Source organism: Dyella sp. NPDC103356 (genome assembly GCF_055584465.1).
On the sequence record NZ_JBVJLZ010000002.1, the window covers coordinates 258,611 to 284,513 of the forward strand.

The 25,903-nt window shown below is 62.0% G+C and carries 19 protein-coding genes and 1 tRNA gene; 4 read left to right on the forward strand and 16 right to left on the reverse strand.

From position 1 onward, the window contains the following. The first annotated feature begins 146 nt into the window (after nt 1–146). Entirely contained in the window at nt 147–701 is a 555-nt protein-coding gene (locus ACZ6WW_RS04545) for an NADPH-dependent FMN reductase (RefSeq protein ID WP_465273166.1), read from the forward strand. 18 nt (nt 702–719) lie between these two features. Here the strand turns inward: ACZ6WW_RS04545 and ppk1 are convergent, their stop codons facing one another. Both ppk1 and ACZ6WW_RS04555 read right to left on the reverse strand, forming a co-directional pair. Beyond that, on the reverse strand, nt 720–2,891 hold the full coding sequence (gene ppk1, locus ACZ6WW_RS04550; RefSeq protein ID WP_465273167.1) for a polyphosphate kinase 1: 2,172 nt from the start codon (nt 2,889–2,891) through the stop codon (nt 720–722). Nucleotides 2,892–3,010: 119 nt separating this feature from the next. Continuing rightward, a complete protein-coding gene (locus ACZ6WW_RS04555) occupies nt 3,011–3,805 on the reverse strand; it encodes an AraC family transcriptional regulator (protein ID WP_465273168.1) in 795 nt (264 codons plus the stop codon). A 125-nt stretch (nt 3,806–3,930) separates the two neighbouring features. Between ACZ6WW_RS04555 and ACZ6WW_RS04560 the strand changes: the two genes are divergently transcribed. After that, nucleotides 3,931–5,199 (forward strand): MFS transporter, encoded by a 1,269-nt coding sequence (locus ACZ6WW_RS04560; RefSeq protein WP_465273169.1) that lies wholly within the window; start codon nt 3,931–3,933, stop codon nt 5,197–5,199. Between the two features lie 133 nt (nt 5,200–5,332). On the opposite strand, the gene poxB is transcribed toward ACZ6WW_RS04560, so the two are convergent. From poxB to ACZ6WW_RS04625, 13 genes are all read right to left on the reverse strand, one after another. Continuing rightward, entirely contained in the window at nt 5,333–7,063 is a 1,731-nt protein-coding gene (gene poxB / locus ACZ6WW_RS04565; protein ID WP_465273170.1) for a ubiquinone-dependent pyruvate dehydrogenase, read from the reverse strand. 249 nt (nt 7,064–7,312) lie between these two features. Next, nucleotides 7,313–8,341, reverse strand: a complete 1,029-nt coding sequence (gene murB, locus ACZ6WW_RS04570; RefSeq protein ID WP_465273557.1) for a UDP-N-acetylmuramate dehydrogenase — start codon at nt 8,339–8,341, stop codon at nt 7,313–7,315. Between the two features lie 10 nt (nt 8,342–8,351). After that, nucleotides 8,352–9,389 carry a quinone-dependent dihydroorotate dehydrogenase gene (locus ACZ6WW_RS04575; protein WP_465273171.1) on the reverse strand — a complete coding sequence of 346 codons (1,038 nt, stop codon included), beginning with the start codon at nt 9,387–9,389 and terminating at the stop codon, nt 8,352–8,354. Between the two features lie 4 nt (nt 9,390–9,393). Beyond that, entirely contained in the window at nt 9,394–10,161 is a 768-nt protein-coding gene (locus ACZ6WW_RS04580) for a class I SAM-dependent methyltransferase (RefSeq protein ID WP_465273172.1), read from the reverse strand. A gap of 5 nt (nt 10,162–10,166) precedes the next feature. Then, on the reverse strand, nt 10,167–10,940 hold the full coding sequence (locus tag ACZ6WW_RS04585) for an SDR family NAD(P)-dependent oxidoreductase (RefSeq protein WP_465273173.1): 774 nt from the start codon (nt 10,938–10,940) through the stop codon (nt 10,167–10,169). 189 nt (nt 10,941–11,129) lie between these two features. After that, entirely contained in the window at nt 11,130–12,665 is a 1,536-nt protein-coding gene (gene amaB, locus ACZ6WW_RS04590) for an L-piperidine-6-carboxylate dehydrogenase (RefSeq protein ID WP_281848249.1), read from the reverse strand. An 81-nt stretch (nt 12,666–12,746) separates the two neighbouring features. After that, nucleotides 12,747–13,958, reverse strand: a complete 1,212-nt coding sequence (locus tag ACZ6WW_RS04595; protein ID WP_465273174.1) for a type III PLP-dependent enzyme — start codon at nt 13,956–13,958, stop codon at nt 12,747–12,749. After that, entirely contained in the window at nt 13,955–15,703 is a 1,749-nt protein-coding gene (locus ACZ6WW_RS04600) for an IucA/IucC family protein (protein ID WP_465273175.1), read from the reverse strand. The genes ACZ6WW_RS04595 and ACZ6WW_RS04600 overlap by 4 nt, the downstream gene beginning before the upstream one ends. Next, entirely contained in the window at nt 15,681–16,862 is a 1,182-nt protein-coding gene (locus ACZ6WW_RS04605; RefSeq protein WP_465273558.1) for an MFS transporter, read from the reverse strand. The genes ACZ6WW_RS04600 and ACZ6WW_RS04605 overlap by 23 nt, the downstream gene beginning before the upstream one ends. Beyond that, on the reverse strand, nt 16,859–18,652 hold the full coding sequence (locus ACZ6WW_RS04610) for an IucA/IucC family protein (protein WP_465273176.1): 1,794 nt from the start codon (nt 18,650–18,652) through the stop codon (nt 16,859–16,861). The genes ACZ6WW_RS04605 and ACZ6WW_RS04610 overlap by 4 nt, the downstream gene beginning before the upstream one ends. Continuing rightward, nucleotides 18,649–19,878, reverse strand: coding sequence for an ATP-grasp domain-containing protein (locus tag ACZ6WW_RS04615; RefSeq protein WP_465273177.1), 1,230 nt, complete (start codon nt 19,876–19,878; stop codon nt 18,649–18,651). The genes ACZ6WW_RS04610 and ACZ6WW_RS04615 overlap by 4 nt, the downstream gene beginning before the upstream one ends. A 79-nt stretch (nt 19,879–19,957) precedes the next feature. Further along, complete coding sequence (locus ACZ6WW_RS04620) at nt 19,958–22,027, reverse strand: TonB-dependent receptor family protein (RefSeq protein WP_465273559.1); 2,070 nt, start codon at nt 22,025–22,027, stop codon at nt 19,958–19,960. Between the two features lie 51 nt (nt 22,028–22,078). Further along, entirely contained in the window at nt 22,079–22,828 is a 750-nt protein-coding gene (locus tag ACZ6WW_RS04625; RefSeq protein WP_465273560.1) for an HpcH/HpaI aldolase family protein, read from the reverse strand. A 386-nt stretch (nt 22,829–23,214) separates the two neighbouring features. Here ACZ6WW_RS04625 and ACZ6WW_RS04630 point away from each other — a divergent pair. Together ACZ6WW_RS04630 and ACZ6WW_RS04635 are read left to right on the forward strand one after the other, a co-directional pair. Then, nucleotides 23,215–23,291 (forward strand) — tRNA-Arg (locus ACZ6WW_RS04630). Between the two features lie 321 nt (nt 23,292–23,612). Continuing rightward, a complete protein-coding gene (locus ACZ6WW_RS04635) occupies nt 23,613–24,104 on the forward strand; it encodes a hypothetical protein (protein WP_281848255.1) in 492 nt (163 codons plus the stop codon). Between the two features lie 94 nt (nt 24,105–24,198). Here the strand turns inward: ACZ6WW_RS04635 and ACZ6WW_RS04640 are convergent, their stop codons facing one another. Then, entirely contained in the window at nt 24,199–25,785 is a 1,587-nt protein-coding gene (locus ACZ6WW_RS04640; protein WP_465273178.1) for an MASE1 domain-containing protein, read from the reverse strand. Nucleotides 25,786–25,903 lie beyond the last annotated feature (118 nt).

Here is a 25,903-nt window from a genome sequence, read left to right on the forward strand (position 1 = left end):
ATCTTGCCCACAGAATAGGCTAGCCGGATAAAAATGTGCCGCAATTCACAAAAATTAACCTGTGGCAGTCGTCACGTGCCCTGAATCCGCCGCGCGCCAGACTGGCCCGCGGCGCCAGCGGGGCGCGACCCATCCGAGGAGCGGTTATGAGCAAGGTGAATGTGGCGGTATTCGTTGGCAGCCTGCGCAAGGAATCGTTCAATCGCTGCCTGGCCCGCGCAGTCGAACGGCTGGCGCCCGCGGATTTCGCCTTCAACCACGTCCGCATCGACGATCTGCCGCTCTACAGCCAGGATTTCGATCACGACTACCCGGCCAACGCCACGCGCCTGAAGCAGCAGGTCGAGGCTGCCGACGCCCTGTTGTTCGTTACGCCCGAATACAACCGTTCGATCCCCGGCGTGCTCAAGAACGCGCTGGATATCGGCTCGCGGCCGTGGGGCACCAATTCGTTTGCCGGCAAGCCGGGCGCGGTGATCGGCACCTCGATCGCCACCACCGGTTCGGCCATGTCGCAACAGCATTTGCGCAATGTGCTGGCCTACCTCGATGTCCCCCTGCTGGCGCAGCCGGAAGTGTTTGTCCACTTCAAGGACGGCCTGTTCGACATCGACGGCAATATCAGCGTGGAAAGCACGCAGAAGTTTCTGCAAGGTTTTGTCGATCGCTATGTCGCGTGGGTACGGCGCTTCAAGCCGTAGTCCTGGCAAAAGCGGCGATCAGGCCTCGTTGGAAGCACCGACGCCGCAGATCTTTTCCAGCAGTTGTGCCTGCACGTTCCGCTGGCCAGTGCTCGACGGACGCAGATATTGACCGTCCGACTGCAGCTGCCATGCGCTCGTGTTGTCGCTCAGGTAAAGATCGAGCTCCTTGCGCACACGCTGCTGCAGCTTTTTGCCCTCGATCGGAAAACCGGTTTCGATGCGGCGGTCGAGATTGCGTTCCATCAGGTCGGCGCTGGCCAGGTAGAAACGTTCCTCGCCATCGTTGGCGAACCAGTACACGCGGCTGTGTTCCAGGAAACGGCCGACGATCGAGCGCACGCGAATATTCTGCGACACACCTGGCACACCGGGGCGCAGGCAGCACATGCCGCGCACGATCAGGTCGATCTTCACGCCGGCCATGCTGGCCTTGTAGAGCGCGCGAATGATCTTGGGATCGGTGATGGCGTTGACCTTGGCGATGATCTGCGCCGGTTTGCCGGCCGCCGCATGGGCGGTCTCGGTGGCGATCAATTCCAGCAAGGTCTTTTTCAGCGTGAACGGCGCATGCAGCAGCTTCTTCATGTGCTGCACCTTGCCCATGCCGGTGAGCTGGCTGAAAAGCTTGTGCACGTCTTCGCACAGGGCCTCGTCGGAGGTCAGCAAGCTGTAGTCGGTATAGAGGCGCGCGTTGCCGGTGTGATAATTGCCGGTACCCAGATGCGCATAGCGCACCAGTTCGCTGCCTTCGCGACGCTGGATCAGCATCAACTTGGCATGCGTCTTGACGCCGACCACGCCGTAGATCACCACGGCACCGGCCTGCTGCAGGCGCGAGGCCAGCGTCAGGTTGGATTCCTCGTCAAAGCGTGCGCGCAGCTCGACCACGGCGGTCACTTCCTTGCCGGAGCGGGCCGCATCGACCAGTGCGTCGACGATTTCCGAATTCGCACCGCTGCGATAGAGCGTCTGCTTGATCGCCAGCACGCTCGGGTCCTTGGCGGCCTGATGCAACAGGTCGACCACCGGCGCGAACGACTCATAGGGATGCAGCAGCAGCACGTCCTGCTTGGCGATGACCTGGAACAGGTCTTCGGCCTTCTTGAGCGACTTGGGGATTGCCGGCGTGAACGGCGGATAGTTCAGCTGCGGGCGCAACGTCTTACTGGCCAGGCCGAACAGGCGCGCCAGATTGACCGGCCCGTTGACCTCGTACATTTCAGCCGCGGTCAGGCCGAATTGCTTGAGCAGGTAATCGGTGAGGTTCTTGGGGCAGTTGTCGGCCACTTCCAGGCGTACCGCATCGCCGAACCGGCGCGAATACAGCTCGCCGCGCAGCGCACGCGCGAGATCCTCGACGTCTTCCGGATCGATGGTGAGGTCGGCATTGCGGGTCAGGCGGAACTGATAGCAGCCCAGCACCGACATGCCGGGAAACAGCTCGTCGGCATGTTCGTGAATGATCGACGACAGCAGCACGAAGTTGTCGCCGCCTTCGCATACCTCATCGGGCAGGCGAATCAGGCGCGGCAGCACGCGCGGCGCCGGGACGATCGCCAGGCCCGAGTCGCGACCGAAGGCATCGATGCCTTCCAGTTGCACGATGAAGTTCAGGCTCTTGTTGACCAGCAGCGGAAAGGGATGCGTGGGATCGAGGCCGATCGGCGTGACCAGCGGCGCGACCTCGTGGCGGAAATAGCGGCGCACCCACAGCTTCTGCTTATGCGACCACTGGTTGCGGCGCACGATGCGCATGCCTTGCTTGTCGAGCTCGGGCAGGATGGCATCGTTGAGGATCGAATACTGTCGCTCGATCTGCTTGTGCGCGATTTCGCTGATCTCGGCCAACGCCCGCTTCGGGGGAATGCCGTCCGGCCCGACGATTTCGTGATCGAACGCGATCTGACTCTTCAGGCCCGCCACACGAATCTCGAAGAATTCGTCCATGTTGGTGGAAAAGATCAGCAGGAATTTCAAGCGCTCGAGGATCGGCTTGCTTTCGTCCAGCGCCTGATCCAGTACGCGGATGTTGAACTGCAGCTGTGAAATCTCGCGATGGATATACAGGCTGGCGTCGTTCAGATCGGGCGCTGCCACGGCCACTGTTTCGACTGCGGTAGTTTCCGTCGCTACCTTCTCGGTGCGCGGAAGCGGAGCGGGCGTGGGGCTGTCGACGCTTGTATTCATTGAGATGCCATCGCGTTAGTCGGGTTGTCGTCGTGGGGCGAACAACACGAGTCCAAAGACAAAGCTAACCTATTAAGGCCGTTGGAGTGTTACAGACGTATGATGCTGCGGGGCGTTTTTCATGTGGTGGCGGATGGGCCGTTGTTGGCAAGAAAACGGCTGGGCGGAGCGCCGAGTACGCGACGAAACACCGCCGACAGCGCGCTGGAACTGTTGTAGCCCAGCTCCATCGCCACCTGCGTGACCGGCTCGCCATTGCCCAGCCGTGTCAGTGCAGCCAGCAGGCATGCCTGCTGGCGCCACGCAGCGAAGCTCATGCCGGTCTGTTCGCGAAACATACGGGTGAAGTTGCGGCGGCTCATGCCGGCGCTCATCGCCATATCGTCAATCTTCACCTCTTGCGACGGATGCTCGAGCAGATGTCGGCACAACGCCGCCAGCCGCCGCTCGCGCGGTAGCGGGGTATTGAGCGCAAGTGTCGGCATGCGCCTGATTTCTTCCAGCAGCAGGCGCATGACCATGCCGTCACGGCCATCGAGCTCGTAAAGAGCGGGCAGATCCACCGCCTCGATAAGCAGCTCGTGCAACAAGGGTGAGACGGCGAGGACTTCGCAGTGCGTGGGCAGCCCGGTCGCCTGGGCAACATGCTCGAGTACAAAAGCGCTGCGCGTGGACGTCGGGCCACCCAGATGGACTTCGTGCATTACCCCCGACGGAATCCACAGCGCGCGGCGCGGTGGAATCACCCAGCTGCCTTCCTCGGTGATGACCGTCATGACGCCGGTCATCGCGTAAAGCAGCTGGCAACGACGATGCGAATGGGGGCTTAGCACGTAATGCGCCGCGTACTCGTTGCCGGTGGTCACGACGTCCCGCGGGATGTCCTCATAGCGGTCGATACGTGCGTTGCGCATGACTTGGCCCAAATTCGCTGATAGTTGACCCGATAACGTGTGCGGGCCGTCCGGCTTGACTCTAAGGTGTCGATCCATGGCGATGCAACCCACGCCATTCCCCGTCCCCCAGCCATCCGGTCACCATGCAAGCTCAAGTCGAGTCACCTTTAAGTCCCGTGGCGCCTCCGGTATTGCCCAGCGTCGCTCCGGCGGAGCATGCCGAGCCGAAAACCGAGTTCAGCATCATCGGCGCGATCAGTTTTTCGCATCTGCTCAACGACATGATCCAGTCGTTGATCCTGGCGATCTATCCGATCCTGAAAGGTGATTTCCACCTGAGTTTCGGCCAGATCGGCCTGATTACCCTGACGTATCAGCTCACCGCGTCATTGCTGCAGCCCCTGGTCGGCATGGTGACCGATCGCAAGCCGATGCCGTTTTCGCTGCCGATCGGCATGGGGTTCACCTTGTTCGGCTTGCTGCTGCTGTCGGTCGCGCCCAGCTTTCCGGTGCTCTTGCTGGCTGCTGCCCTGGTCGGTACGGGGTCGTCGGTGTTTCATCCCGAGTCGTCGCGCGTGGCGCGCATGGCCTCCGGCGGCCGGCATGGTCTGGCGCAGTCCCTGTTTCAGGTAGGCGGCAACGCCGGCTCCTCGCTCGGCCCGTTGCTGGCGGCCTGGATCATCGTGCCGCACGGCCGCGGCAGCGTGGCCTGGTTCGCGCTCGCAGCCTTGCTTGCCATGGCCGTGCTGCTCCAGGTCAGCCGGTGGTACAGCGCGCATCACGCGGTGCGCGGCAAGAGCCGGGCAGGGCATGCCTCGGCGATAACGCTGACCCGCAGCAAGGTGGCCGCGTCGTTGGCCATCCTTGGCCTGCTGATCTTCTCCAAGTACTTCTACCTGGCCAGCATCAGCAGCTATTACACCTTTTTCCTGATCCACAAATTCGGCGTATCGGTGCAGAGTGCCCAGACGCATCTGTTCGTGTTCCTGTTTGCCGTCGCGGCCGGCTCCCTGTTTGGTGGCCCGATCGGCGATCGCATCGGACGCAAATGGGTGATCTGGGTATCGATCCTGGGCGTGGCGCCGTTCACCCTGATGTTGCCGTACGCCAACCTGTTCTGGACCGGCGTGCTGACCGTGGTGATTGGCCTGATCCTGGCTTCCGCGTTCTCCGCGATCCTGGTTTATGCGCAGGAATTGATCCCGGGACGCGTCGGCATGATTTCCGGGCTGTTCTTCGGTTTTGCGTTTGGCATGGGTGGCATTGGCGCGGCGGTATTGGGCCACGTTGCCGATGCGCGTGGCATCGACTACGTGTATCACCTGTGTGCGTTCCTGCCGTTGATCGGGGTGATTACGGTGTTTTTGCCGAATCTGGATGTGGCAAAAAAGGTGGCTCTCGCCAAGAGCTAGAGGCCAACGTTGTAGCCTCGAATAACCTCTGTTTTTCCTATCGTCATCCCGGCATTCGCCGGGATGACGAGTAGGGAGGATTTTCGGGAGTTCCCGCCATTCATTGCGCCAGTGCCACAGGAAGGCGACAACATCACCGTCGCAAATTGGTTATCGCCAGATCGATCAACTCATCGCCACGCCCGTTCATCACCGTGCGCAACGCCCACAGGCTGAAGCCTTTGACCTGTTCCAGCTGAATCTTCGGTGGCATGGACAACTCCTGCCGGTTGGTGACCACATCGACCAACGCCGGTCCTTTGTGCGCAAAGGCTTCGCGCACCGCGTCTTCCAACCCACCGGCGTCTTCCACGCGTATCCCGTGAATGCCCGCCGCGCGTGCCATCGCTGCGAAGTCTGGGTTATCCAGCGTAACGCCGACCGGTAGAAAACCCGACGCTTTCATTTCCAGCTCGACAAAGCCCAGCGTGCCGTTGTTGATGATCACGATCTTGACCGGCAGCTTGTGCTGTACGAGCGTGAGCAGATCGCCCATCAACATGGCGAAGCCACCATCGCCCGAGAGGCTGACGACTTGCCGTTTCGGATACGCCGTCTGCGCGCCAATAGCCTGCGGCATCGCGTTGGCCATGGAGCCGTGATTGAACGAGCCGAGCAGGCGGCGCTTGCCGTTCATATGCAGATAGCGCGCCGCCCAGACGGTCGGTGTGCCGACGTCGCACGTGAATACCGCATCGTCGTCGGCCAGATCGCTGACCACGCGCGCGACATGCTGTGGATGGATCGGCTTGCTGCTGCCTTTGCCGGAGGCCAGCTCGTCCAGTCCTTCACGTGCCTTCTTGTAACTGGCCAGGCTGGTTTTCAGATGAGTTTCATCGCCGGTCGGCTTGAGCCGCGGCAGCAAGGCATCGATGGTGGCCTTGACGTCGCCGACCAGGCCGAGATCGAGCTTGCAACGGCGGCCGAGATTTTCGGCGCGCAGATCGACCTGACAGATCTTGGCATCGGTAGGGAAGAACTGGCGATACGGAAAATCGGTGCCTAGCATGAGCAAGGTGTCGCAACTCATCATCGCCTCATAGCCGGAACTGAAGCCGATCAGACCGGTCATGCCCACGTCGTACGGGTTGTCCCATTCGACATGTTCCTTGCCGCCGAGCGCATGCACCACAGGAGCTTTCAGTGTCTCGGCGAGACGTACGACTTCATCGTGTGCGCCCGCGCAGCCACGACCGCAGAACAGCGTCACCTTGCGACCTTTGCCGAGCAGGGCAGCGAGACGATCGAGATCTTCGGGCGTCGGTGTAACGACCGGCCTCGATGGCAACAGGCCTTCTTCGATCGCGGAAATGGCCGTGGCGTCGGATAAGGCGACATCGCCCGGCAACACAATGACCGCTACACCGCGCTGGCCGACGGCGGCGCGAATCGCGTTACCGACCACGCGTCGAATCTGCGACGGGCTGCTGACCAGCTCGCAGTAATGGCTGCATTCCTGAAACAGATTTTGCGGATGGGTTTCCTGGAAATAGCCGCCGCCGATTTCCGCCGACGGTATGTGCGCGGCGATCGCCAGCACCGGCGTACGGGTGCGCTGCGCATCGTAAAGGCCGTTGATCAGGTGCAGATTGCCTGGCCCGCAGGAACCTGCACACACCGCCAACGCGCCGGTCAGTTGCGATTCGGCGCAGGCGGCGAAGGCGGCGGCTTCTTCGTGCCGGTAGTGGATCCAGTCGATGTCCTTGCGTTGGCGCAAGGATTCGGTAATGCCATTGAGGCTGTCACCGACTACCCCGTGAATGCGTTTGATCGATGCCTGGGCAAGCATCTCGGTCAGGACGTCGGCGACTTTTACCGTGCTCATGCGATGGCTCCTTTCCTTGCGTCATAGGAAAGAGGCCATCGTGTCAGGGGGGAGCTTTCAAAAGCGTGAAAGCCGAGCTCGCTTCAGGAAATCTCTCAAAGCTATTTCCTACTCGTCATTCCGGCGAAGGCCGGAATCCATTCCTCGATGTAGAGGCTTGCCCCATGTCGCCTGACAGGCGAGGACTGAGGAATGGATCCCGGCCTTCGCCGGGATGACGATAAAAACGGGGGTTGTTCGAAGCTCGCTTCAGACCTGTCCGACGATGATCGGCTCGGGTTCAAGCGTCACGCCGAAACGTTCGCGCACCCCGGCAACCACCTGTTGCGCCAGTGCCCACAGCTCGGTACCACTGGCCTTGCCATGGTTGACCAATACGAGCGCATGGCGATGCGATATGCCCGCATCGCCTTCGCGCAGCCCCTTGAATCCGGCCGCCTCGATCAACCAGGCCGCCGACAGTTTGGTCTTGCCGTCCTGGCCGGGCCATGCGGCAAGTTCCGGCTGCGCCTGCTTGAGTGCATCGGCTAGGGCGGTATCGACGATAGGGTTCTTGAAGAAACTCCCCGCATTGCCGATAACCGCCGGGTCGGGTAGCTTGCGCGAACGCAGGTGCACGACCGCTTCGGCGACATGAAACGGCGCAGGCTTTTCGATGCCCATGCGCGCAAGCTCTTCGCGAATGCCTGCATAGTCGAGCCGAAGTTCGCGCTGGCGCGGCAGTACGAAGCGCACGGCGGTCACGATGTAGCGGCCCGGTTCGCGCTTGAATACCGAATCGCGATACGCGAAGGCGCAATCGTGCTTGCTCAGCACGGCGACACGACGCTCGCGCGTATCCCAGGCTTCGACGCTCTCGATGAACTCGGCCACCTCCGTGCCATACGCGCCGATGTTCTGAATCGGCGCCGCGCCGACAGTGCCGGGAATCAGGATCAGGTTTTCCAGGCCAGCCAGACCTTGGCCCAACGTCCAACGCACGAAGTCGTCCCAGCGTTCGCCCGCGGCCACGGCGATACGCACGACTTCGCCGTCCTGCTCCAGTTGCACGCCACGCGTGCCCATTGCCAGTACGGTGCCGTCGAAATCACCGGTGAAAAGCATATTGCTGCCTTCGCCCAGTACCAGCAACGGTCGCTGCCGGATGGCAGGAAAATCGAGCAGCTCGGGTAGCTTGGCAGCGTCGTTTATATCGGCCAACAATGACGCACGTGCATCGACACGCATGGTATTGCGGCCCAACAACGGGGCATTTTCGGTCAGCGTATAACCGCCCATATCGGTAACTTCAGCCCGCATGCGCGGCTCCATGCTGGCGGCGAATTTCTTCGACGCATTCGCCGATCAGATGTGGGCCGCGATAGACCAGGCCAGAGTAAAGCTGGACCAGGTTGGCGCCGGCAGCGATTTTTTCCGACGCATTGTCGCCGTCGAGAATGCCGCCCACCCCAACAATGCCGATGTCCTTGCCCAATCGCTGACGCATGCCGCGCAGCACTTCGGTAGAACGCGCGAACAAGGGTTTACCGGAAAGGCCGCCGGCTTGCTGTGCATTCGGGTCGCCAGTCACCGCGCTGCGATCGATCGTGGTGTTGGTGCAGATCACGCCGTCGACCTTGGCCTGCAGAAGCACCTCGGCGATGGCGTCGAGTTCGGTTTCGGATAGATCGGGTGCGATCTTCAACAGCATCGGCTTGCGCGTACCACTTTGCGAGCCGAGCTTTTCCTGTGCTTCGCGCAGCGTTTCGATAAAGCGGCGCAGTGTGGCTTCTTCCTGCAGATCGCGCAGGCCTTGCGTATTTGGCGATGAGATATTCACCGTGATGTAGCTGGCATGCGCATAGACGCGTTCCAGGCAGAACAGGTAGTCGTCGACCGCGCGTTCGTTCGGCGTGTCCTTGTTCTTGCCGATATTGATGCCCAGCACGCCGCGATAGCTCGACCGCTGCACGTTGCGCACCAGGGCATCGACGCCGTCGTTATTGAAGCCGAGGCGATTGATCACGGCTTCGTGGTTGGGCAGGCGGAACATGCGCGGCTTATCGTTGCCGGGCTGTGGCCGTGGCGTGGTAGTCCCGACTTCGATAAAGCCGAAGCCGAGCGTGCCCAATGCATCGAGGTAGTCGGCGTTCTTGTCTAGTCCGGCGGCAAGCCCGACCGGATGCGGGAACCGTATGCCGAAAGCCGTCGTCGGCAACTCTGCCGGTGGCTTGGCGATCAGATGGGCAAGGTTGCTTCGCTGGGCTACGCCCAGACCGTACATCGTCAGATGATGCGCGGCTTCCGGATCGAGCATGAACAGCAGGGGGCGTAGTTTTTCGTACATGTCGTTACTCGAAGCTGCCGATGTAGACGCGGGTGTCGTAATCGAAGCTGACGCGGCCATCGTCCGCGCAAGCATCGAACAGTTCGCGCAGCGCGACCATCATCGGCTCGTGGTTGATATGGCCCGGTTTGGGAGCATACGACGAAGACATCAGGCGACCACGCAGCTGGTCGAAATCCACCCGCTGGCCGTGATCGAAATGCGCCGTGCCACGGTAGCCGCTGCCAAACCATTCGCGCATGAACGCGTCGTCGGCATAGCGCTCGGCGACCGTGACATAGTCCGTGCCATAGGTTTTCAACAAGTTCTCGTAGCCTTCGCGAAACGGCGTGCCGACAAGCAGGCGAGAATTCCAATAGATCGCCACCAGCCCGCCGGGGCGCAGGATGCGCTTGAACTCGGTGCGCGTCGCTTCCGGCTCGAACCAATGAAAGGCCTGTGCGACCGAAATCAGGTCGATGCTGTGGCTATCGAGCTTGCTGGCATCGGCCTGGCCATCGGTGGTGCTGAAGCCGGGATAGTCGGCCAGCCAGCGTTCGGCGGCGCCACGCATCGAAGCGTTCGGCTCGACCGCGACAACACGGTGGCCGGCATCGAGAAACATCTTGCTGGAAATGCCGGTGCCGGCACCGATATCGGCCACCTGCCAGCTGGCGGTGACACCTTGCGTCTTGTGCAGCCAGTCGAGCAGAGCAGGCGGATAGTCCGGCCGATAACGCACATAGTCGTCGACGCGGTCGCTGAAACGTTCGGTGGCGTTGAGATGGGACATGCTCGTTACCCGGTAAGCAATTGGCCGCCATCGACGCATAGCGTCTGGCCGGTAATCCAGCCCGCCCAGGGCGAAGCGAGAAACAGCACCGCATGGGCGATATCTTCCGGTCGACCGTAACGGCCGAACGGAATCTTTGCCAGGATGCTGCGATAAAGCTCCGGCGCTTCGGTCCTGCGCTTGTCCCACAGGCCGTCGGGGAATTCGATCGAGCCGGGTGCGACCGCGTTGACGCGGATGCGGTCCGGTGCCAACGCGAGCGCCTGCGACGTGGTGTATTGATTGAGCGCCGCCTTGACCGCGGCATAGGCCGGCCCGCGTACGCCCGGATGGAAGGCGGCGATCGACGAGGTATGCACGATGCTCGCGTGCGATGAGGCTTTCAGATACGGCAGCGCGTAACGCGACGCGCGCACGGCCGCCATCAGGTCAACGTTGAATCCGGCGGCCCAGCCTTCGTCGTCGTCGCTGAAACCGTATCCGCTGGCGTTGTTGATCAAGACATCGATCCCGCCAAGCGTTGCAGCAGCTTGTTCGATATAGCCTTCGATGGCCTTGCCGTCGGCCAGGTCGCAGGATGCGGCGTGCGCTACGGCACCCGTTGCGGCGATGGCGGTGCGTGTTTCATCGAGTGCCGTTTGTCCGCGTGCGCAAATCGATACGGCCGCGCCGGCGTGGGCAAATGCCAAGGCGATGCTGCGACCGATACCACGACTGCCGCCGGCAACTACGATGCGGTAGTTGCGGAAATCGAAAGCTGCGGGGGAGGTGGGTGACATGCGGCCTCAATGGATCGGCTTTCCTTCCTATTCGTCATCCCGGCGTAGGCCGGGACCCAGTGGCGTTATAAGTCGGTTGTCGCACCAACGCGAACGCTTCAGCCTGTTCGCAAAAACTGATAACCGAAGTCACTGGGTCCCGGCCTGCGCCGGGATGACGAGTAGGAAAGGCTATGCGTGTTTATGGACTCAAAGATCGAACTTGATGCCCTGCGCCAGCGGTAGCGAATTGGAGTAATTGATCGTGTTGGTCTGGCGACGCATATAGACCTTCCACGCATCCGAACCCGACTCGCGACCACCGCCGGTTTCCTTCTCGCCACCGAACGCGCCGCCGATTTCCGCACCCGAGGTGCCGATATTGACGTTGGCGATACCGCAATCCGAACCGGCTGACGACAGATACTGCTCGGCCGACTTCAGGTTCTGCGTGAAGATCGACGAGGACAGACCCTGTGGCACGCCGTTCTGCAGTTCGATCGCTTCGTCGAGCGTCTTGAACGGCATGACGTAGAGAATCGGCGCGAAGGTTTCGGTCTGCACGACCTCGTCGGCGTTCTTGACGCCGGTGACGATGGTCGGCAGCACGAAGTTACCCTTGCGGTCGCTCAACGCAGCGCCGCCGGTACGCACGGTGCCGCCCGTCGCCTTGGCCTTTTCGACCGCAGCCAGATAGGCCTTGACTGCGTCCTGGCTATTGAGCGGACCCATCAGCGTGGTGGCCAGGGTCGGGTCACCGATCTTGCCTTCGACCTGCTTGTACGCCGTGACCAGCTTTTCGGTGACGTCGTCGATGATCGACTCGTGCACGAACAGGCGGCGCGTGGTGGTGCAGCGCTGGCCGGCGGTGCCGACGGCGCCGAACACGATCGCCGGGATCGCCAGTTTCAGGTCGGCGGTTTCGTCCACGATGATGGCGTTGTTGCCGCCCAGCTCCAGCAGCGAGCGACCCATGCGCTTGGCAACGCGCTCACCGACCTGGCGGCCGACCTTGGTCGAGCCGGTAAAGCTGATCAGCGGAATGCGCTTGTCGTCGACGAAGGTCTGGGACAGATCGGTACCGGCATCGTTGAACAGGAAGAACAGATCCGGATAACCGGCGGCCTTCAGGGCATCGTTGCAGATCTTCAGCGTGGCGATGGCCGACAGCGGGGTCTTGGGCGACGGCTTCCAGATGCAGATGTCGCCACAGATGGCGGCCAGCATGGCGTTCCAGGCCCATACCGCTACCGGGAAATTGAAGGCGCTGATGATGCCGACCAGGCCGAGCGGCTGGTACTGCTCGTACATGCGGTGGCCCGGACGCTCCGAATGCATCGTGTAGCCGTACAGCATGCGGCTCTGGCCCACGGCGAAATCGGCGATATCGATCATTTCCTGCACTTCGCCATCGCCCTCGGGCTTGATCTTGCCCATTTCCAGGGCGACCAGCGAGCCGAGTGCGTCCTTGTGCTTGCGCAGCGCTTCGCCGCACAGGCGGACCGCTTCGCCGCGCTGCGGGGCGGGCGTGACGCGCCAGACCTTGAAGGCCTCCTGGGCGCGCTTGACGATCACTTCGTAGTCGGCGGCGCTGGAGGCGTGGACGCTGGCGATAACCTCGCCCGTGGCCGGATTGACCGGCTGCAGGTGGCCGGCGTCGGTGGTCTTGGACCACTCGCCCTGGCCGAGATACGTACCGGACTGCTCGCTGCCCAGACCGAGCGCTTTGAGGATTTCGTGCGACATGCCTACTCCTGAAGCCGACAAGGCGCCGTTCGGCGCCGGGGAAACGCCAATTCTAGCAGGCCGGCCTGTTCAGGAATGGGGCTAGCCGGCGACCCCAGGGAGCCCGCTATCCAGAAACACCATCTGCGGCGGGGGATGCATCAGGAAATTCTGGTGCGAGATATTCCAGGCATAGGCACCGGCCAGGGAAAACGCCAGGCAGTCGCCGGGGGCCAGCGCGGCGATCGGCTGTTGCCGGGCGAGCACGTCCTTCGGGGTGCAGAGCTGCCCGACCAGGGTGACGCGCGTGTCCTGGACGACCGGCTGCTGCGTGCCGCGCAACACCACAAAGGGATGGTCGTGTCCCTGGGCAGGCGGCGTACGGAAGTGGTGGGTGCCGCCACGCGCCACCGCAAAGTACTCGCCGTGGCTGCGCTTGATATCGAGCACTTCCATGACGTACCAGCCGCAGCCGACGCTGACATAGCGGCCCGGTTCGAAACGCAGGCGCAGTGCTTCCTGGCGTTCGCTCAGCAGGCGTTTGAGGCCTTCGCAGAAGTCGAGCCAGTCGAATGAGCGGGCTGGCTCGCCATAGTCCACGCCAAAACCGCCGCCGGCATTCACGACTTGCACCTTGATCCCGTATGCCTCTTGCCAGCGGTTCACGATATCCAGATAGGCGCGGACCAGCATGAGCTGCGCGCCGGCATCGCGCTGGTGCGACATCAGATGAAAGTGGAAGCCCTCCAGATGCAGTTGCGGATAACCGCGCAAGGCTTCCAGAGCAGCAGGGAGGTCGGCCTCGTCCAGCCCGAAGGGTGTGGGCTTGCCGCCCATCATCAGCCGCGTATCGCCCATGCCCGGCACGCCGATATTCATACGCAGGAAGATCGATGCCTTGCAGCCGAGACGTTCGGCGATGGCGGCTAGTCGGTGGAGTTCGCCCAGGCTTTCCACATGCAAGGTGCAGCCGGGTTGGTCGAGTGCCAGTTCGAGCTCGCTATCGAGCTTGCCGGGGCCGCCGAACAATAGCGGCTTGCCGGGCTGGGCCTGGCGCAACCAGCGCAACTCGCCGCCGGATGCCGCTTCGAAACCGTCGACCCACGGCGCCAATGTGTCCAGGATCGGCGCTTCGGCATTGGCCTTGGCCGCGTAGTAAAGCTCGCAGCCCTCGGGAAGCGCCGCGCGCATCCAGCGGACATGGCGCTGCAAGGCGTCGAGATCGTAGACATAGGCACAAACGGGCTCGCCCGACTCGACGCGTAGTCGGTCGACGGCGGCGCGCACGCGCGGCAGCGAATCGCTGGTGTTCATGCGGCCACTCGTGTGCGGGCGGGGCGGAGCATGGGATTGGGCAGCCCGGTGTAATCGGAGTCGCGATCGGCGCGCTTGAACAGTCGCGTACGCAGATTGTTCTTGCTGGGCAGCGCGTCGCCCTCGATCAAACCCTGCAGCAAGGCCTGGCAACCATGACGCTGCTGCCAGCGTTCGGCGATGTCGGCGATCGATTGCCATAGGCGTTGTTCGAGCGCGTGATCGCAACCGGCAAGATGAAAGATCGCCTCGGCGAGATTGTTGACCAGGGCGCAATAAGCCACGCGTTTCCAGCCGAGCCCGGCCGAGTAGTGCACCGATGCGCGTGCCCGTGGCGAAAGCTCGCCCAAGCGATGGTTCGGCCAGAAACTGTCGACCAGCTTGGTGCCTTCCAGATCGCGCACCCAGACGCGGGCCGGCATGCCGCGTTCGAAACCGACGAGGGTGTTCTGCAGGTGCGGCTCCAGAATGATGCCGTGTCCAAAAAACGCCAGCCAGATGCCATCGAGCAACAACGACGCATAGGCTTCGAACCATGCCTGGGCCATGCTCGCGTAGTGACCGCCCAGACTTTCCACGTGCTGGCGGCAGACACTCTTGCCATGGCGGTCGGTAGTGAACAACGCACCGGCGACCTGCGGCTGGTAGTACATGCGTTGCAGCGCCGGCAGGTTTTCGCGATAGAGCATGCCGAAGCTCTCGGTCATGTCGCGCAAGGCGTCGCTATCGTCCGATAGCGGACTGAAATCCAGCGTGGTCGCGGCCGGCTCCGGCATCACGTCGAAGCCGGGTACTTTCGACCTCACTTCCTGCCAGGACGGCGCGAGGAGATCGGTCAGGACCACCGCACTTTCCAGTTCGTACCAGGCGTTCTTGCGTACGCAGTTGGTCAGGCGCACATGAATGGACAGCTTCAGGAAATAATCGAGCTCGGGGTGATACATGGTGCGCACGGACGAGGTCGGGTAAAGGGCCTTTCCGACAGCGCCCACCGGCTCGATCCAGCCGTGTTCGATGGCTTGTTGCATCAGCGGCTGGGCGAGCAGGCGCTGCGCTTCCCAGGGGTGGCATGGGTAGAGATGCGCTTCGCCCGCGACGTGTTCCAGCGTCGAACGCACGTCACGCCCGTAGCTGCGCAACAGGCGCGGATCGATGCGGAACCAGTACAGCGGAACGCGCGTGCGCGCTTCGGGAGAGGCGTCGAGCGCCACAGACACCGGCAGGCCTTCGCGGCTCTTGGGCGTGGGATGCAAAGCGTGTCCCCACAACATGCCTTGTTCGGCATCGAGCAGTGCATCGCCGGATCGTGGCGCCTCCAGCGAGAGCGCGAGCAGCCGGCTTGCGATCTCGATGCTGTTGAGGGTCTGGCCGAGCAGCTCGTTGTTGAAACCGCATTCGGGCGCCAGGCGCTCCAGCAGGAAGTGCACGACCGCTGCGGCGTCGACACAACGCCATGCTTCACCCGGGCGCTTCACATACGGCGCAGACAGGTAGTCGCAACGACCCAATACGCTGACGCGCGCCACACGTATGCACAGCAGGTGGCCGGCATCGGCAAAGTGAATACGCACTACCTGACCATCGCCAAGCAGCAAACCGGCGGGCATGTCGAGTCCGCGGTAATCCAGGTCGACCTGTTCGCGCGGTAGCGCGAATTCACGCAGATAGCAGTTGAGCCAGCAGGCGATCGCCTGCGATTCGGCCTGGGCCTGGTGCCACTGTTCACGCATCGCTTGCGGGGACATAGAGCTGCCTCTTCTGGGGACGGAAGACATAGGCGGCCGTGCACGCGGCGGCGAGGCCGGCAAGCGTGGCGGCGACAAAAGGCGTGGACAGTCCGAAACGCTGCACCAGCGCGCCGGCGATCAGGCCGCCGCAGGCGCCGGCCCACTTGCCGCAGGCATCGAACAGACCGAAGATGCGACCGGCAGCGCTACCGCCGGCACGCGCGCCCAGGGCACGATTCAAGCCGCCGATGGCCAGCAGCATGCCGGCGCCATAGAGGCAGCGCGCGGGTGCCAGCCACAGCGGTTCGCTCATCCATGCCTGTGCAAGGCAGGCGATCGAGAACAGGCACAGTCCGATCAGCAGAGGGCGTTGCGGCGCCAATGCCGAGCCGCGCCACCAGGGCAGGGCGATCAGATAGACCAGGTGCGGCAGGCTATAGAGCACACCAGCAGCGCTGTCGTGACCGATGCCGAGGTGTTCGCTGTAGGGGATGAAATACGGGAACGTCACCACCATGGCGAAATAGAACAGAAACTGCACCGTAAGCAGCCCGCTCCAGCTTTGCCAGGCGCGTTCGGGTAGTGCGGACTTTCGCGACGAAGATGTCGGCGTGGCGACACTATCGGTCGGCAAGGTCAGCGTCACGACAAATGCCAGCAGCGGCAACAAGGCGAGATAGCGATAGAGTTCCTGCGCCAACCCCCAGCCAGTGGCAATGCCGAGCAGGGCGGGCGCGGTCACCATCGCCAATCGCGCAGAGAACTGCGTCCAGTCCAGGGCGCGCGCCAATGTGGTTTGCGTATTGCCGGCGCTGAACTGCGTCGAGAGATAGGCGTTAGCGGCCGCGAGCGAACCGCCACAGGTGCCCTGGATAACCAGGGCGAGCATGAACCAGGCCAGGTTGGGGGCGAAGCCGGCGAGCACAAAACCCAGGGCCAGTCCTGCCTGCGCACGCAATAGCGAGAGCTTGCGGCCGTAGCGGTCAGCGAGCCGCCCCCATGTCGTTGCCGTGAGCGCCGTACAGAGGGTCGGCAAGACATACAACGCACCCGCCAGCCAGTTAGGGGCGTGCGGCGCCAATTGTTCAAGTACGCGCGGCATGAATACCGGCATGCCGAGCGCGGTGAATGCCGCCAGATAATGTGCGGTCAGAACGGGGCCGAGCACGCGCATCAGCGTGCTCCGCCGCGTAGTTGTGGGTTGAGCAGGAAGTTAGGTCCGCTGTCGCCGTAGAACTTGTTGATGTCAGTGGCACCCGTCGCCTGCTTGCTGAGCAGGCTGCCCGCGCTGAGCAGGTATTTCACCGGCAACCGGTCGGCGGCAAGCAGTCGACGTGCAGGCTGTACATCGATGCCTTCGTCCTGCAGCGTGGCGAGCGTGTTGTCGAGCGTGTCGCCAAGCACCTGGTAGAACGGCTGGCGCGAGGTCGGTTCGTATGCCGCGATGCCTTCCAATACGGCAAGCAGGCAAAGTTGCAGGGTAATGGTGCAGAACATGCGGCCCAGGGCATCGTCGTCGCTCACCACGATGCGCTCGTCGCGCGGCAGTCCCAGCCGTTCGAGTTCGGGCAGCTCGGCCAGCAGGCGCGGCACCAGCGTGCGCGCGGCGTCGTTGTCCTTCATGAGCAATCGTGGAGCGATGCCCGCTTGATAGATCAGTACCGCGTTTTGTTGGTTGGATTCCAGCGCCACGCCGTGTCGCAACCATAGCCGCAGGTGCACGTCGCACAGCAGCGCTGCGTACTCGCGCCACCAGGCCAGTACATCGCCGTTGTAATAACGATCGGCGATGTGCACCGCCAAGGGGCGCTGGTCCGGCATCGACGCGCAAAGTGCGGCCACCGGAAGAATGGTTTCGCTGTCCAGCGCCGGATAGGTGCGCACGATATATGCCAGGTGCCGTGCGTCGTCCACGTGTCCGCCATGCGATTCGTCGACGTGGATATAGCGGGAGCGCAGCTTTTCATCGTGCTCGCCAATCGCGTTGAGCACCTGCTCGAACCAATGGCCGTCGTAGATCGTCGAGGGCTTGATCAGGCGCAGGTTGAGCGCGCCGAGCGTGCGCATCAACAGCGGTAGCTTGATGTGATGGCGCGGATGGTCGACCGGCATCACCGTGCGCACGGAAAGCGTCGGTCGCACGGCCAGATATGCCTGCGGTGCGCGTACGCTGCCAGGCGGCAGGCCAAAGTCGTCCAGGCGCGCCCAGTTCAATGGATGTACTGGAAGCGCGCCATGCGTGGCGTCCATGTCTGCCGATAGCCCCAGCATGGCCATCGTTGGCCAGAAGTCCGGTGGCGCGGTGGTCAAGGTCAGTACATTGCGAGGAACGGCCAGCCAGCGCAGTTCGAAGACCGGCGCGAATTCGGGCGCGTACGCGTGGAGGTCGCTTGCATCGAAGCCCGACTTGGCCCGTGCGGTCGGATAAAAAGGATGGTCGCGATGGCTGGCCACCTGGTCGCACAGCAGGGCGCGCTCGAAGGCATCGTCATGGGTCAGTGCCTGCGCAAGCTGAGCGCTGTGCCGGGCAAAGCCTTCGCGGGACAAGCTGCGGTGTGCCGCGGCACAAGCCGCCTCGTCGGCATATTGGCGATGCAGCGCGCGCGTTTGCTCGTCGAGACCTTCGCTCAGGAGGTGTAGCCATTCGGTAGCACCTTCTTCGTAGTGCGCCGTACCGTTCTGCTCGCGCATCCATCCGTGGCTGATCGCACCGATGTCCTGCATGTAGTCACTTCGCATGACAGGCATCCAGATGACGCCACCAGGCAGGTGCGCAATGCGCCACCACAAGGCGGGAAGCGCATGCGGCCATGCATCCACGATGGTGTTGTTCGGTGTCGTCGCCTGTCCAAGACGCACGATGTCGCGCAGGTTTTCGCGCAAGCAGGTATCGATGATCCGTCGCGCGATATAGGCCTCGTCGGCATCGAGCAGGTTATCCCGCTGGGTATCGAGCTGGGCGTTCATGAACCCGCCTCAGCCGATGTCTGCTCGGCAGCAATGTCCCAATGCAGTTGCGCTTCGGCGACATGCAAGGTGTGGTGCAGAGCATCTTCGTTGTCGGCGACAACGTGCAGGATGCCCAGATAGTCCTTGTTCGAATACGACAGGCGGATGTCGTCTCCGGCCTGGCGCAGGCTGCGGTAATCGCTGTGACCCAAGGGGGCGGCGTGGCTTTGATCGGTGCTGGCCGAAGCCAGTCGACCTTCCTGCCGGGCGACGTAGTAACGTACCAGGGCGTGATCGCGCGTCGCCTCCGGTAGCGCAAGGCGCTCGCCGCGGTGCAGGCGCAGGATGGTTTCGAACCATTGCCGTTCGAACATGCGATCGAGCATGAATTCCCGGCCGTCGCCGATGCTGCGATAGTTGATCTCGACCAGCACGGGTCCTTGCGCCGTCAGAATGAATTCGCTGTGGCAGACGCCAAAGCCGATGCCGAATGCCCTGACCTGCGCTAGCGCTTTTTCCTGCCCGCGTTTGACCGCATCGCCGTTCCAGCGCGCTTCCAGTTCGATGAAATGGGGCGGCTCGGACAGGGTGACGTCGAAGCCGCCGATCACATCGATACGTTCGCCGTCGCTCAAGGTTTCCAGAGTGAACAACGGCCCTTCGAGGAACGCTTCCAGCAGCACCGTGCGTCCCGGGTAACGTTGCCAGAAGGTATCGAGATACTCACGCAAGGCCAGCTCGTCGGCACAGAGTTTTACGTCCAGGCTGGCCACGCCTTCCCGTGGCTTGGCAATCACCGGCCAGGGTGTGTTTTGCGGCAGCGATTGGCCGGGTGCGAGACTGTGAAACCACGGCGTGGGCAAGCCCAGCTCTTGCAGGCGTTCGCGCATGGCCGCCTTGTTCTTGGCCGCGTAACAGATCCGCCAATCTTTTGCGGGCAGCCCAAAGCTTGTAGCAACAAGCGCAGTAGCTGTTTGCAGATGATCGCTATTGGAGAAAACCGCGGCCGGGCGAATGCCGGCACTGCGTAAAGCGTCGATAACACTCAGCGGATTAAAAACGTCGCATTCGATTATCTGTAACGGTGCATTATCTGTAATTGAGCTGAAATAATGCAGATGATCCAAGCGATGGTCGGTAACCAGTACGACTGGCAAGCCCAATCGATGGGCGGCGGGCAGGAAACCCTCGGTAACGGCGGCATGCCGGACGTGCGTAAGGATGACAAGCGGGGAAATATCCATAACCAGCTTCGCCTAGTGGGAGATTAAGTTGTCCTGCGCGCGGCCCATGGGGGAATGGCCGCGCGACTTTTACTCAAGATTAGAAGGTCAGCTCCACGCCGGCTGTGACCGTGCGCCCGGGAGCGGGTTCTCGGCCCCACGGACTGGTGTCGATACCGCGGAAGTAATAGCGACGATCGAACAGGTTATTCACCGCCAGTGACCCCTTGAGCGTGGTGTCGTTGACGCGCAGGAAGGTGTGCGTCACCTGGGCATTCCATACCGCGTAAGAAGGCAGCTCGCCCACCGATGCAATGGCGTTTTCCAGCTTGGTATTGGCAGCATCGGTAAATGCGCTGCTGAAGTAATAGCCGTTCAGCGCGAACACGGTGCGGTCCAGTTCGTACGAGGCGCCCAGATTGAATTGATTGCGCGAGGTGTAGGGAACGCGCAGGCCGGCGTATTGCCCGGACTGCTGGCTGGCATCCAGATAGGCATAGCCGAGGTCGAGCTTGAGCTGGCGCAGGCCGAGCGGACTCCATTCGAATTGGGCTTCCGCACCCTGATGCCGCGTCTTGCCGAGATTGGCGTAGGTGCGCGTGGTGTTGTCGAGTGCAATCTGGTTATCGAAGTCGATACGGTACACATCGACATTGAGGCTGGTGCCTTCGCTCGGGAAATAGCGCGCGCCGGCCTCATAGTTCCATGCCAGCTCCGAATTGAGATCGTCGCCGAAGACGATCTGCGTCACCTGCGGCGGGCGCAGCGAGCGCTGCGCATCGGCATAGACGTACCATTTCGGCGCGAGTTTGTAGCCGATAGTCAGACCGGGCAGGCCGTTGCGGATGTTGTTCTGCGTGGTCTTGCCGCTGACCAGATCGTGATAGTTCGAGTCCAGATGTTCGTAGCGCACGCCGGGCGTTACGGTGAGGCGGTCGTCGAAGAAGCCGATGGCATCGCTCACGTAAGCGGCCAGGGCGCGGTCCTTGAACTTCCAGTTGCGCACCAGCGTGTAGACGCCATTGTCCAAGCCGGTGTTGCCGACGACGAAGTCGATGTCTTCGCGTTCGGCACGCACGCCCACCGTCCATTGTTGCGTTATGCCGCCACTTTCCATATGCAGGGCCAGGCGCGGTTCGGTGCCATAGACGCTGAAGCCGCGCGGCGCGCTCTGCAGCAGCTGCGGTGGCAAGTCCGAGCGCCAGGTTTCCGTGGACAAGCGGCGCATGCCGACGATGAAATTGCGTGAGCTTTCCGCGCCGAAGCTGGTCCAGTTGAACTGAGATTGGTCGAAAGGACCCCAGGCGCCGAGGTCTTGCTGATAGGTGAGCGAGCTACGTGTCGTACGCCCGGTAAAACGATCCAAGGGACGCGTTGCCTGACGCGGGTCTTGTTGATAATCGGCCACCGACAAGGCACCGGCCATATCCATGTTTGCGACATAGCGGCCGATATCGGCCTTGATCACCTTGTCGTCGTCCAGCCACCATTCGGTGCGCAGCCGAACGTTCTTGACGTCGGTATTGCTGTGGTCGCGCCAGTACTGGCCCTTGAGCCAATCGGCATCCAGTTGCAGGCCAAAATTGGGCGAGAGATAACCGCCGGTGCTCGCGGAGGTGTCCTTGAGGAAATGCCCTGCGCCGCCGCCGGTAATCTTTTCGCCGATCGTCGTCGTCCAGGTCTCGGGAATAGGCTTGCTGACCAGATTGATGACACCACCGACATTGTTCGGACCGTATTGCACGGCGGCACCACCACGCACGATGTCGATGCGATCGATCTGGTTGATGGTGACCGGGAACAACGACAGGCTGGTCTGGCCGTACGGTGCAAGCGACAGCGGGATGCCATCTTCCAGCACCTGCACACGGCCACTGCGGCTCTCATACAGACCGCGCAGCATGATCTGCGGTAGCACGCCGGTGCCGGTCTCGTCGAAGATCTTCACACCGGGCACGTGCTGCAGGGCGTCGTCCAGCGAGCGATACGCGCCGGTGGAAAGCGTCTTCTGGTCGATCACCTGGCGACTGCCCGCATAGGTGCGTACGTCTTCGACTTTCGATGCGCCCAGTACATTTCCCTGGACGGTAACGGCCTGCAGATCGCGTGGCTTGGAGCTGTCGACCGTGTCGTCGGCGTAGGCTTGCGCACAGAAAAGAGCGCAGCCGATCGCAACGCTGAGGCACTGGGGGCGGTACTTGAAACGCAAGGTCTGAATCCTTCAGGAAGCGGCGGTAGTTGGAGAGGAAACATGGAGCGCACGCCGCCGTTCGCGCAGCGCCGTCATCAGCAGCCCGCGGTCTTCGCCGGCGAGTAGCCAGCGCGGGTTGCGTGTGAACCAGTAATCGCGTTGCTTTTCGTCGCGCGGGTTGGCGCACAAAGGCACGCCTGCAGCATCGCAATACGCCGCCATGCGCAGTAATTGATCCCAGACGCGTTCGTGCATGGGGTGCGGCCCCAGGCCCATGTCGAGCGCGAGATCGAGAGCGCCTTCCATGACCAGAGAAATGCCTGGCACGGCAAGGATCGCGGGCAGGGCATCGACGCCGGCCGCGCTTTCGATCATCGGTACGACGCGGATGGCGTCACGGGTCCAGGCGATGTAATCGTCAAGCGAGGTCTTGCCGAATCCGGTGACTCGACCGCCGGTGATGCCGCGCCGACCGAACGGCGGAAAATGTGCAGCCTTGACTGCGCGCTCCGCTTGTTCGGCGGTTTCCAGACGCGAAATCACTACGCCTCTCGCGCCGGCGTCCAAGACACGTCCGATCAATTTTTCATCGACTTCGGGTACGCGCACCCAGGGTTCGCACTGACCCAGTTCGCAGGCGCGTATGGCGTGCTGAAGTTGATCGGGCGAGAGCAGTTGATGCTCCAGATCCAGCACGACGAAGTTGTAGCCGGCATGCCCGAACATCTCGCACAACAAGGGCGACGGAACCGAGTTGAGTAATCCGACGGAGCAGGGCATGGGTGGCCAGGCGGCAAGGGAATCCATGCAAGTTATCGCGAATGCGAACCATTATCAATAGCGATAATGCCAACGGAGCCGCAAATTTTTGTGCTTTTGCAAAAAGTGGGGTCCGGGATTTTTGCAGGAGCGACTTCAATACCTCGATGAACCTGGAGTTTTTATCGTCCTCAATTTTCATCGTCATCCCGGCGCAGGCCGGGATCCAGTGGCTTCGGTTTCCGGTTTTCGCGGTAGAGCGGATGCTTGTTGGCTCTCGCGATAACCGATCACACAGTCACTGGATCCCGGCCTGCGCCGGGACGACGAGTAGTAGGAAGGACTACACCACCATTGCCCACTCGTGCTTTCCCCACATCCCCGTTCCCCGCTATCCTTTATCGGATGGCCCCGTAGCTCAGCTGGATAGAGCGACGCCCTCCTAAGGCGTAGGTCGCCCGTTCGAATCGGGCCGGGGTCACCAGTGATGGGGCGATGTGCGATGTCCAATCGCATCGATGATTCACCCTTGTCGAGGATGAATAGCAGGCGTTTTAATCGCCTGATTACAGCATTTTGTTCACTTGGCTACCGGTAATGTATCGCCCGGTTTGGGGCCACCAACGGCCTGAACTGCGGCTCGAGAGCCGGTCATTCTGAGACTCTCATCACGTCGGGGGGCGGTGCCGGATGGCGCTGCCGAGTCGCCATTTGCCATGCTGGCACTAGTCCAGGGAACATTCCTGGCGCCAGGTAGGGTTGGCTTACCAGGCTTTTCTCATCCACCTTTAAAGGGGACGTCGCCATGTTCGGTTCGATCAACTCGCAAAATCGCTTCTCCCGCCCTGCCGTCATGGCCGGTCTGCTTGCGCTGGCACTTTCCACGCCGGTGTTGGCTGATGACCCGCAGAGCAATGGCCTGGGTCAATCCTGGCCGAATGCACAGGACGTGAGCTCCAGTCCGAATTTTCACGTGTATGTGTTCGTACGCGATGGTGTGCGCTACCTGCAGGTCAACGACACGAACGGCCAGGTGCGTGGCGCCGTTGCCGCTGCCGCTGGCCAGTTCCTGGTATTGCCGCTGGGTTCGGATTCGCAGCGTGTGAGTACGCCGCAGACACCGGCCGCGCCGGTGCCGTCGGGTGTACAGGCCGGTACGCCGCAGACGGTGTATTCCGATAGCACTTCGCAGACGCAAGTCACCGTGACTCCGCTCAGCAACGGCACCATGCTGATGAGCACGAGCATCTGCAAGAACCCGGAAGACTGCTCTTCGGCTGCTGCTGGAGCAAAGTAACCACGTCGCCCCAGGGTAGTGGGGATGGAGAATGGGGCGAGCGTGTCAGTACATAAAGTGGGAGTGTTGAAGTTGCGTAACGGGCTTCGGCGCGTTATGCAACTTCAGCTTCTGTGAGAAGCAGGGTAATACGCGGGCGGCCTTCGGTGGATCGCATTCTTACGTTGCCACCGTAGACTTTGGCCTGGCCGCGTAACGCTTCGAGATCCATACCGCTTGCGCCAAGGTGGCGCTGCAGCATGCTGCCACGAATGAAAGGCTCGTTGGCGGCTTCGCCACCTTCGATACTCATCAGCGCCCAGACCCGCTCACCAGTGACGCCAACGCGCAGGCGCAGATGGATGCGTTTGCTGTGATATTGCGTACACAGGTGCAGTGCCGCTTCGCATGCAAGGCGGTAAAGCGCGATGGGCAATGCAGGCCCAAGCTGACCGGGGGCGCGATTTTGAACATCGCAACGATAGGCGACGCCCGCTTCATCCAGCGCACGGGCCAGCGTGCCATTGCTCAAGGTCACCGGCAAATCTTGCTCGCGCTGAAGGCGCGGCGAAAGTCCGCCGGCCAATTGATAGAGCTGCTGTTGCGTTTGCGCGGCATCCCGGCGGAAGCCGCGCTGTTCGGCCGGCGATAACAAGCGCTGGAAACGATCGAATATGTAGTCTTGCGACACGGCCATGATGTCGCGCATATCTTCCAGTGCTTCGGCTGCCTGATGCAGACGCCGTTCGCTTTGCAGGATGCTGCTCTGTGCAAGCTGGATGGCGCGCCGCTCGTCGATGCGTTCCTGCTGCTCGCGCGAATGCAGCGCGCTGATGCGGCTACCGAGCAACAGCAAGATGCCGCTGGTCAAGGCGATAAACGCCTGCGCAGCTACGGTGCCCGGATCGCGGGCCGCAGGCATGGCGATAATGACGCAGATGCTGGCCAGCGCGCTGCCGATGGCTGCACCACGCCAACCATTGCGTAGAGTGAGCGCCGCCACAGGCAGGAACATCGCCATGCGGGCGATTTGCGCAATCTCATCGCTGCCCTTGATCGCCAGCCAGGTCAAAAAGAACAGGGACGGCACAAGAATGACGGTGCTTTCCAACGCCAGCCGGCTGGAAACGAATTCGTTCCAGAGTTCACGCCAGGTCGATTTGTGCCGCGCTTCATTGAGCCACAGCAGCAGCGGCGTCAGCGTGATAATGCCCACGCACTGGCCGAGGAAATAACGTTCCGCCAAGAGATGATAGGGCGGCGATACGTATCCGGCCGGCGTACGCAGCATGGAGAAGATCACCAGGCTGTAGGCCGCCCATACGGCCGATACGGCGAGCGCGCAGCCCAGTAAAGGCGCAACGTTGGCCGAGACCTTGTCACCCAGCCGCGGCCAGCGATTACGAAACGCCTGAATGATGGGCATGGCCAGCACGACGGTGGGGAAGGCGCGAAACGCCGCCCAGCCCCAGCCATACAGCGGCCCGCACTCGATAGCCACCGCGCCAAGCGACGCGAGTTCACCCACCGCCAGGGCAGGCCAGAATCGATAAGGCAATACGAGGAGTAAAACGAGCCGCAACCCCGCGTAGGGCTGAAAATGTGAAATGACGAATTGCTGCGCGATATAACCGACAATTCCATAGCCTATGGCTACGGCCGCCTGTTGCAGCCAATTAGGCATTCCCTTTGCTTTCAACATTCCCGCACTCCCTGATTTGGAAAACGGCATCCCTTGGAGGCACACCGTTTACGGGCCACGCGTTGATGAAAAATACGCCCTGGACGTCGTCCGCTCATCCCCCGACGAGTAGGCTCTT

Coding starts and splice junctions, on each gene's coding strand:
- ACZ6WW_RS04545 (WP_465273166.1), top strand. CDS start 147: ATGAGCAAGGTGAATGTGGCGGTATTCGTTGGCAGCCTGCGCAAGGAA.
- amaB (WP_281848249.1), bottom strand. CDS start 12,665: ATGTCGCACGAAATCCTCAAAGCGCTCGGTCTGGGCAGCGAGCAGTCC.
- ACZ6WW_RS04595 (WP_465273174.1), bottom strand. CDS start 13,958: ATGAACACCAGCGATTCGCTGCCGCGCGTGCGCGCCGCCGTCGACCGA.
- ACZ6WW_RS04575 (WP_465273171.1), bottom strand. CDS start 9,389: ATGTACGAAAAACTACGCCCCCTGCTGTTCATGCTCGATCCGGAAGCC.
- murB (WP_465273557.1), bottom strand. CDS start 8,341: ATGGGCGGTTATACGCTGACCGAAAATGCCCCGTTGTTGGGCCGCAAT.
- ACZ6WW_RS04600 (WP_465273175.1), bottom strand. CDS start 15,703: ATGTCCCCGCAAGCGATGCGTGAACAGTGGCACCAGGCCCAGGCCGAA.
- ACZ6WW_RS04580 (WP_465273172.1), bottom strand. CDS start 10,161: ATGTCCCATCTCAACGCCACCGAACGTTTCAGCGACCGCGTCGACGAC.
- ACZ6WW_RS04615 (WP_465273177.1), bottom strand. CDS start 19,878: ATGGATATTTCCCCGCTTGTCATCCTTACGCACGTCCGGCATGCCGCC.
- ACZ6WW_RS04625 (WP_465273560.1), bottom strand. CDS start 22,828: ATGCCCTGCTCCGTCGGATTACTCAACTCGGTTCCGTCGCCCTTGTTG.
- ACZ6WW_RS04610 (WP_465273176.1), bottom strand. CDS start 18,652: ATGAACGCCCAGCTCGATACCCAGCGGGATAACCTGCTCGATGCCGAC.
- ACZ6WW_RS04555 (WP_465273168.1), bottom strand. CDS start 3,805: ATGCGCAACGCACGTATCGACCGCTATGAGGACATCCCGCGGGACGTC.
- ACZ6WW_RS04635 (WP_281848255.1), top strand. CDS start 23,613: ATGTTCGGTTCGATCAACTCGCAAAATCGCTTCTCCCGCCCTGCCGTC.
- poxB (WP_465273170.1), bottom strand. CDS start 7,063: ATGAGCACGGTAAAAGTCGCCGACGTCCTGACCGAGATGCTTGCCCAG.
- ppk1 (WP_465273167.1), bottom strand. CDS start 2,891: ATGAATACAAGCGTCGACAGCCCCACGCCCGCTCCGCTTCCGCGCACC.
- ACZ6WW_RS04640 (WP_465273178.1), bottom strand. CDS start 25,785: ATGTTGAAAGCAAAGGGAATGCCTAATTGGCTGCAACAGGCGGCCGTA.
- ACZ6WW_RS04585 (WP_465273173.1), bottom strand. CDS start 10,940: ATGTCACCCACCTCCCCCGCAGCTTTCGATTTCCGCAACTACCGCATC.
- ACZ6WW_RS04560 (WP_465273169.1), top strand. CDS start 3,931: ATGCAAGCTCAAGTCGAGTCACCTTTAAGTCCCGTGGCGCCTCCGGTA.